Source organism: Streptomyces sp. GC420, assembly GCF_009916105.1.
GTDB lineage: Bacteria > Actinomycetota > Actinomycetes > Streptomycetales > Streptomycetaceae > Streptomyces.
Window position 1 is genome coordinate 1 of sequence record NZ_JAAAXQ010000433.1, and the last position, 5,928, is coordinate 5,928.

The 5,928-nt window shown below is 73.5% G+C and carries 5 protein-coding genes and 1 pseudogene; 5 read left to right on the top strand and 1 reads right to left on the bottom strand.

What is annotated here, in order from left to right; all coding sequences use genetic code 11:
- Positions 1–78: 78 nt before the first annotated feature.
- Positions 79–858 carry a cobalt-precorrin-6A reductase gene (locus tag GUY61_RS33275; protein ID WP_166634050.1) on the top strand — a complete coding sequence of 260 codons (780 nt, stop codon included), beginning with the start codon at positions 79–81 and terminating at the stop codon, positions 856–858.
- Here the strand turns inward: GUY61_RS33275 and GUY61_RS33280 are convergent.
- Positions 830–1,483, bottom strand: a complete 654-nt coding sequence (locus GUY61_RS33280; protein WP_166634051.1) for a precorrin-8X methylmutase — start codon at positions 1,481–1,483, stop codon at positions 830–832. The two genes, GUY61_RS33275 and GUY61_RS33280, sit on opposite strands and share 29 nt — an antisense overlap.
- Positions 1,484–1,660: 177 nt before the next feature.
- Between GUY61_RS33280 and GUY61_RS33285 the strand changes: the two genes are divergently transcribed.
- The 4 genes and pseudogenes from GUY61_RS33285 to cyc2 all read left to right on the top strand — a co-directional run.
- Positions 1,661–3,292: a cellulose-binding domain-containing protein gene (locus tag GUY61_RS33285; protein WP_166634052.1), complete on the top strand. Its 1,632-nt coding sequence runs from the start codon at positions 1,661–1,663 to the stop codon at positions 3,290–3,292.
- Between the two features lie 148 nt (positions 3,293–3,440).
- A complete protein-coding gene (locus GUY61_RS33290; RefSeq protein ID WP_313896986.1) occupies positions 3,441–4,079 on the top strand; it encodes a helix-turn-helix domain-containing protein in 639 nt (212 codons plus the stop codon).
- Positions 4,080–4,213: 134 nt separating this feature from the next.
- Complete coding sequence (locus tag GUY61_RS33295; protein ID WP_166634054.1) at positions 4,214–4,741, top strand: GNAT family N-acetyltransferase; 528 nt, start codon at positions 4,214–4,216, stop codon at positions 4,739–4,741.
- A 198-nt stretch (positions 4,742–4,939) separates the two neighbouring features.
- Positions 4,940–5,928: pseudogene (gene cyc2 / locus GUY61_RS33300) on the top strand (germacradienol/geosmin synthase Cyc2); the annotation flags it as partial.

A 5,928-nucleotide genomic window follows, 5' to 3' on the forward strand; every position in this document is an offset into this window, starting at 1 on the left:
GGTCGGTACCGTGCCGGGTGGGGGCGGCGCCGTGGTTGCCGTCCGGATGCCGCCGCCGCTCAGACATGGAAGGTCCCGATGGACGACGCGCACCGACCGCATGTACTGATCCTCGGCGGGACGGCGGAGGCCCGGGAGCTGGCCGGGCGGCTCGTGCCGCTGCTGCGTGTGACGAGTTCCCTCGCCGGCCGGGTCGCCCGGCCGCGCATGCCCGCCGGGGACGTGCGGATCGGAGGTTTCGGCGGGGCCGAGGGGCTTGCCGGGTGGTTGCGGGAGCAGCAGGTGAACGCGGTCATCGACGCGACGCATCCTTTCGCCGGCACGATCAGTTTCCATGCGGCCAGGGCCGCCGCCACCGCCCATGTTCCCCTGCTGGCTCTGCGCCGCCCGGGCTGGGTCCCCTCCGAGGGCGACGACTGGCACGGGGCCGGCTCGCTGGAGGAGGCCGCCGCCATCGTCCCGGACCTGGGGCGCAGGGTGTTCCTGACCACCGGTCGGCTCGGCCTCGCCGCGTTCGCGGCGCTCGACGGGCCCTGGTTCCTCGTCCGCTCCGTCGACCCTCCGGAGCCGCCGCTGCCTCTCCGGCACGAAGTGCTGCTCGACCGGGGGCCGTTCACGCTCGACGGGGAGCGGGAGGTGTTGCGCCGGCACCGCATCGACGTACTGGTGACGAAGGACAGCGGTGGTCCCGCCACCGCGCCCAAGCTCACGGCCGCCCGTGAGGCGGGGATTCCGGTCGTGGTGGTGCGGCGGCCGCCCGTCCCGGCTGATGTGCCGGTCGTCGGGGGGCCGGCTCAGGCCGTGGCCTGGCTCCGGCGGAACCGGCTGCTCACTCCTCCTCGCTGGCCAGCGCGTTGACCGCCGCCGCGGCGATCGCGCTGCCGCCCCTGCGGCCCCGTACGACCAGGTAGTCGAGCCCCAGCCGGTCACCCGCCGCCACCAGCGCGTCCTTGGACTCGGCGGCACCGACGAAGCCGACCGGGACGCCGATGACGGCGGCCGGGCGGGGCACGGAGCCGGACTCCAAGAGCTCCAGCAGCCGGAAGAGGGCGGTCGGCGCGTTGCCGACGGCGACGACGGCGCCGTCGAGGTGCTCGCGCCACAGCTCCAGCGCGGCGGCGCTGCGGGTGGTGCCGAGCCGGGCGGCCAGCCCGGGGACGGCCGGGTCGGAGAGGGTGCACAGCACCGGGTTGGCGGCGGGCAGTCGACGGCGCGTCACTCCGCTCGCGACCATCGCCACGTCGCACAGCACGGGCGCGCCCGTCCGCAGGGCCGCGCCGGCCCGCTCGGCGACGCCGGGCGTCCAGGCGAGATCGCGTACGAGGTCGGTCATTCCGCAGGCGTGGACCATGCGTACGGCGACCCGCGCGACGTCCTCGGGCAGCCCGCTCAGATCCGTCTCGGCGCGGATCGTCGCGAAGGACTGACGGTAGATCTCGGCTCCGTCTCTTTCGTACGCGTACTCGTACGCAGGCACGTTCATGCGGAGAAGATAACCGGGTGGTCCGGGTGGTCTCTCCACCGCGACCGCCCGGTGACACTAAGTGCCAGTCGACCTTGTCAGTTGTGTCGAAGACGTGAAAAGCTCGGGCCGCATCCCGAGGCAGCCACCAACTCCAGTGCCTGACATGGGAGTTGATCGCGTGAGGAAACCACCTGCATGCCCGACGTGCCCACCCCTCAGGACGTCACCGAGGCGGAGCTGCTCGCCGAGAGCTGGGACGCGGTCGTCTCGTACGCCGGCCTGTGCACGACGTCCGCCGCAGCCGGTACGCAACTGGCCACAGAGGCGTTCACCCGGGGCATCCAGCATGTGCGCTCGGGCCGGGGCGCCCAGGATCCTTCGCACGGTGCGGCGGGTGTTTCGCACGGCGCGGCGGGTGTGACGCCCAGCCGGGGCCCGCACGGCTGGGCACCGCGGCTGCCCCGTACGCCGCTGCTGCTGATCGCCGTCCGGAACACCGCCGCCGCGTGGGAGGCGCACGGCCAGGGCCACCGCATCGACTCGGGGCTGCGCCGGTGGCTGGTCTCGGAGGATGCGGCCCGCCACGTCGGCCGCCGCGCCCTGCGCCCGCTGGCGCTGCGCGGGCTCGCGGACATGCGGGCCCAGGACGGCGCGCTGCTGTGGTCGGTGGAGATCGAGGCACTGCCGGTGCCCGAGGTCGCGCGCAGGCTCGGGCTGGACGCCGCGGAGGCCGCGGAGGAGATCGCCCGGGTGCGGGGCGTGTTCCGGGAGCGCTGCCACCGCAATCATCTCGACGTCCTGACGGACGAGGAGTGCCGCAGCTACGCCCGGCTGCTCGATGCCGTCACCCGCTCGCCGGGCGCGGGCACGCCCGAGGACCTGGCGCAGCACCTGGCGCACTGCATGGAGTGCGCGGAGGCCGCCTCCTGTCTGCGGCTGCACGGCGGCGGGCTGCCGGCCGCGCTGGCCACGGGAGTGCTGGGCTGGGGCGGGCTCGCGTACCTGGAGCGGCGTCACAGGGCGGTGGAGAACGGCCTCGCGGGTCCTCACGCGCAGGGCGGCGTCGCCGCGCTCCCGCCGGGCAAGGGCGCGGACAGGGACGGCGGCGGGCGCGCCGGGCGGGCCGCGCTGCTGGCCGGGGCAGCGGCCATCTCCGTGGTGGCGCTGGTCTTCTCACTGATGTCCGCGAGCGGCTCGGCGGGCGGCTCCGGGGGAGACGACGGCTCCGGGGGCCGCGGGGACACCGGCCGGCAGCCCGTGGCGCAGCCCGCGCCCTCGTTCCCGGGCCCGGAGACGGCGCGACCGTCCGGGCCGGGCGCGTCGTCCACCGCCTCTCCGGGAGCGCCGGAGTCCTCTCCCCCCGCGGCCGGGCCGGAGAAGACCGCGGACGGCGGGACGGGCGGCAAGGGCGATTCGGGCGACACGGGCAAGTCCTCGCCCACGGCCAACGGGTCGTCCTCGCGGGAGCCGGACGACCGGCCCGGCGACCGTCCGCCGGACCGGGACGAAGATCCCTTCTGCCGGGCGGATTACCAACTGGTCAACGAGTGGCCCGACGGGTTCCAGGCCACGGTCACGGTGACCTCGCGGCAGGCGCTGGGCGACTGGCAGGTCGGCTGGCGGTTCCGGGACGGGCAGCGCGTCTCCCACATGTGGGACGCCTCCTTCTCGCAGAGCGGCGACCAGGTGACCGCGAGGGCCGCCGACTACAACAGGTACGTCCAGGCGGGCCGCCCCTTCTCGATCGGGTTCATCGGCAGCTGGTGGGGCCGCAACTCGGAGCCGTACGCGTTCACCCTCAACGGGCGGACCTGCGCCACGGGCTGACTCCCAGGCCCCGGCCACATGCCCCGGACCACGGACCGCAGGCCCGGACCACGGACCACGGACCGCAGGCCCGGACCACGGGCTCCCGGTCACCGCCGGGTGCCATCACCCTGGACCGATGTCTCATATCCGGGATACCTTCCCGGATGTGAGAAGCGATGCCTTGCTGACCGACGACCCGGCGACCCCGCAGGCCGCTGCCCGGGAGGCGGCCGCCCAGGAGGCCGCCGCGCGGGCCGTCGACGCCCGACTCGCCGCCCGCCTCGGCGAACTGCGCGGCGCTTGCGGCTGGTCGCTGGACGAACTGGCGCGCCGCAGCGGCGTCAGCCGCTCCACCCTCTCCCGCCTGGAGCGCGGCGAGATCAGCCCGACGGCGGCGCTGCTCGGCAGGCTCTGCCCGGTGTACGGGCTGACGATGTCGCGCCTGCTCGGCGAGGTGGAGGCGGAGCCCGCGCAACTGGTGCGCGCCGGCGAGCAGAGCGTCTGGAAGGACGAGGACTCCGGATTCGTGCGCCGTTCCGTGTCGCCGCCGCACCCGGGCCTGCGGGCCGAGGTGGTCGAGGGGACGCTGCGGCCCGGCGCCGTCATCGCGTACGACGCTCCGCCGGTGCCCGGCATGGAGCAGCACATCTGGGTGCTCGAAGGTGCGGTCGAGGTGACCGTGCAGGGGGCCCGCCACCTCCTCGCCGCCGGCGACGCGCTGCGCTTCCGGCTGTGGGGGGAGACCCGGTTCCACTGCCCGGGGCCGGAGCCGGTGCGGTACGCCGTGGTGGTGGTGCTCCCGTGAACACCGCCGCGAACACCGCCGCGAACGCCGCCGCGAACGCCGCCGCAAACGCCGGCACCGCCGCCGGCACCGCCCCCGACGCCGCCGCGAACCCGAACCCGAACGCGAACCCCGCGCCGCTCGCAGGCGCGTCCGTGTCCCGGCTCTCCGGCCCCGAGTTCCGAGACGCGCTGGCCGAGTTGGGGGAACTCCTGGCCGACACCGTGGACGGGGGCGCCTCGGTGGGATTCCTCGCGCCGTTCAAGAGTGCGGAGGCGGCCGACTGGTGGGAGACGCTGGCTCCGGACGTCGAGGCGGGCCGGCTGCTGGTCTGGGCGGCGCGGGACACCGCGACCGGACGGCTGGTGGGAACTGTCAGCCTCGTCCCGGCCGGAAAGCCGAACGCGCGGCACCGCGCCGAGATCGCCAAGCTGATGGTGCACCGCGAGGCGCGCGGCCGGGGGCTGGGCCGGGAACTCCTCGCCGTCGCCGAACGCGCGGCGGCCGAGGCCGGGATGACACTGCTGCTCCTGGACACGGAGACGGACAGTCCGGCCGAGGGCCTGTACCGCTCGGCGGGCTGGACACCGTTCGGCACCGTCCCCGGCCATGCGGCGCTCCCCTCGGGAGAGCTCCGCCCGACGACGTACTTCCGCAAGAACCTCGGCAGTCCCGGAATCTGACCGTCCGCCCGCCTTCCCGCTCGCTCGCGCGAAACCAGGCTCCATGTGAATTCATCCGCGCGGGTGAGCAATTGCGCCGAGCGGATGAGATCATTCCGGTCGGGGTAGTGCTCGCCCGTGACGGAATCGACCACTCCGACGAACTCGCAGGCCACCGCGGCGGACGACGCCCGGCCGTTCGAATTGCCGAATTTCTACATGCCGTATCCCGCGCGGCTCAATCCCCGCCTGGAGGAGGCGAGGACGCACACCAGGCGATGGGCCCGCTCCATGGGCATGCTGGAGGGCTCGGGAATCTGGGAGGAGAGCGATCTCGAATCCCACGACTACGGCCTGATGTGCGCCTACACCCACCCCGACTGCGACGGCCCGGTGCTCTGCCTTGTCACCGACTGGTATACCTGGGTGTTCTTCTTCGACGACCACTTCCTGGAGAAGTACAAACGCACCCAGGACCGGGAGGGCGGAAAGGCCCACCTGGCCCGGCTGCCCGCCTTCATGCCCATGGACCTCTCCGACCCGGTGCCCGAGCCGGAGAACCCCGTCGAGGCGGGACTCGCCGATCTGTGGGCGCGCACGGTGCCGGCCATGTCGATGGAATGGCGCAGGCGATTCGCCGAAAGCACCGAGCATCTGCTCAACGAATCCCTGTGGGAACTGTCGAACATCAACGCGCACCGTGTCGCCAACCCCGTCGAGTACATCGAAATGCGCCGCAAGGTCGGCGGCGCCCCCTGGTCGGCCGGACTCGTCGAATACGCCGCGCACGCCGAAATCCCGGCGTCCGTGGCCGGGGAGCGCGCGCTGCTCGTCCTCCGTGACAGCTTCTCCGACGCCGTCCACCTCAGGAACGACCTGTTCTCCTACCGGCGCGAGGTCGAGGAGGAGGGCGAACTCAGCAACGGCGTCCTGGTGCTGGAGAACTTCTTCGGCTGTACGACGCAGGAGGCGGCCGACGCCGTCAACGACCTCCTGACCTCCCGCCTCCAGCAGTTCGAGAACACCGCCCTCACCGAACTGCCCGCGCTGATGGTGGAGAAGGGCCTCGACCCGGTGGAGTGGGGCGCGGTCGCCGCGTATGTGAAGGGACTCCAGGACTGGCAGTCCGGCGGCCACGAGTGGCACATGCGTTCCAGCCGCTACATGAACGGGTCGGGCGCCGCGGCCGGCACGCCCGTCCTCCCCTC

What these genes read in the sequence shown, in the direction of transcription:
- GUY61_RS33285 (WP_166634052.1), top strand. Translation starts at nt 1,661, where the DNA reads ATGCCCGACGTGCCCACCCCTCAGGACGTCACCGAGGCGGAGCTGCTC.
- GUY61_RS33280 (WP_166634051.1), bottom strand. Translation starts at nt 1,483, where the DNA reads ATGAACGTGCCTGCGTACGAGTACGCGTACGAAAGAGACGGAGCCGAG.
- GUY61_RS33275 (WP_166634050.1), top strand. Translation starts at nt 79, where the DNA reads ATGGACGACGCGCACCGACCGCATGTACTGATCCTCGGCGGGACGGCG.